The 1,495-nt window shown below is 60.0% G+C and carries 2 protein-coding genes; one reads left to right on the plus strand and one right to left on the minus strand.

Going from position 1 to position 1,495, the window contains the following annotated elements; translation table 11 throughout:
- Positions 1 to 350: 350 nt before the first annotated feature.
- Complete coding sequence (locus KUA11_RS16910) at positions 351 to 914, plus strand: ankyrin repeat domain-containing protein (RefSeq protein ID WP_254455013.1); 564 nt, start codon at positions 351 to 353, stop codon at positions 912 to 914.
- A gap of 59 nt (positions 915 to 973) precedes the next feature.
- On the opposite strand, the gene KUA11_RS16915 is transcribed toward KUA11_RS16910, so the two are convergent.
- Positions 974 to 1,495 (minus strand): DNA methyltransferase (locus tag KUA11_RS16915; protein ID WP_254455012.1); only part of this gene is annotated, 522 nt, incomplete at its 5' end.

The following is a 1,495-nucleotide window of genomic DNA, read 5'->3' on the forward strand; positions in this document are numbered from 1 at the left end:
GTGCGTCTTCTCGGAAAGACGTTGATGTCACAGTCCTAGCAGCAAGAAAACGTCTTCATATAGCCCTCTTCTGTGACGGGATAATGTCTATGCCCTGATTTTCGCGGGTGCGGGAAAATTGCACGCGAATGCAACGCTATAATGAACTTTTGTGACCGGTTTGTTTCACCTTCATGGTGATTACGTGGCGCATGAGGCGCTTGCGCCACAAAACTTCCTTCGGGTGGCGTCTGGCGAAGGGCGTGTTTCTTTATTAAAGTAAACGGATAGGGAGAATCATCGCATCCATGTCCCGTCTTGCCTTTCTTTCCCGGCGCTATCATGCGCAGACTTTCGGTCTCGCCCTGCTCATGGGAGCGGTGGGCGTGTCTGTACTACCGACGAAACCCGCTTATGCACAGGATGCCGATCAGGCGGAATCCGAGGCGGCTGACGCGGCGAAAGAGGCCGAAGCGCGTCGTGAGGCCAAACGGAGCGCCCCTCCCGCCGCTCTTCCCGGCGCTCAGTCAAACGGTGAAGACAACAGTCATGCCAGTGGGGACATGGAGCCGACGGCAGCTCTGTTCGATGCCGTCAATCGCGGCAGTCTGGGGGCTGCGAAGGAAGCCGTGAATCGTGGAGCGGATATGGGCGGTCATAACGCGCTCGGTCAGACGCCGCTCGATCTGGCGATCGACCTGAACCGCAACAACATCATTTTCTACCTTCTCGCCATGCGTAACCTCGAAGGGTCTCCGAGCGATGTCGTAACCTCGGTGGCCAGTTCCGGCGTGCGGGTCGAGAACGGCTCGGGACGCATGGATGTAGGCGGTTCGGCCGGGCGCAACACTGCGGCGAGCCTGAGCCAGCGTTACGATTCCAGTGGCGGAACACCGCAGCCCACCGCTGGCTTTCTCGGATTTGGTGGAAGCTAGGCAGTACTAGGCGGTATAGGTGAGAAGAGAGGCGGCGCCGTTCTTCTCGAGATACTGAATTACTGCGCGGCGATCTGATCTGCGGTGGTGGGAGCGTTGGCTTCGACAGCCAGACTTTCGCCACGCAGAGTGTCCAGAGGCAGCCAGTTTCCATCGCGCTCGAAATGCCAGAAGGTCCAGCCATTGCACGACGGCGCATTGGTGAGCAGCGCGCCAAGCTTGTGGATCGAGCCCCGCTTTGCGCCGCTGATCAGCGTTCCGTCCGGCGAGACGGTGGCAAACACGCGCTTGCTTTTGTCGCACAGAATCGTGCCGGGCGTGATGAAGTTTCGCTCCACCAGACTGCCGAAGGGCACGCGCGGCGCTTCACGCTTCATCGGGGTGGTGGCGACCGCATCCGCTGCGATGGGCGTTTCCGCGTTGACGCGGGCGATCGCCGCTTCGGCGTAGTCCGGATGACGTTCGATACCGACGAAATGACGACGCAGGCGCTTGGCCATGGCAGCCGTGGTGCCGGTGCCGCTGAACGGGTCGAGCACCACGTCATTCTCAGCAGTAGAAGCCAGCAGAACACGATGCAG

This window comes from Acetobacter estunensis (assembly GCF_019083805.1).
GTDB classification, from domain to species: Bacteria; Pseudomonadota; Alphaproteobacteria; order Acetobacterales; family Acetobacteraceae; genus Acetobacter; species Acetobacter estunensis_A.

Excerpts from the sequence above, each read along its gene's own strand:
- KUA11_RS16910 (WP_254455013.1), top strand. The coding sequence starts at position 351 with ATGGGAGCGGTGGGCGTGTCTGTACTACCGACGAAACCCGCTTATGCA.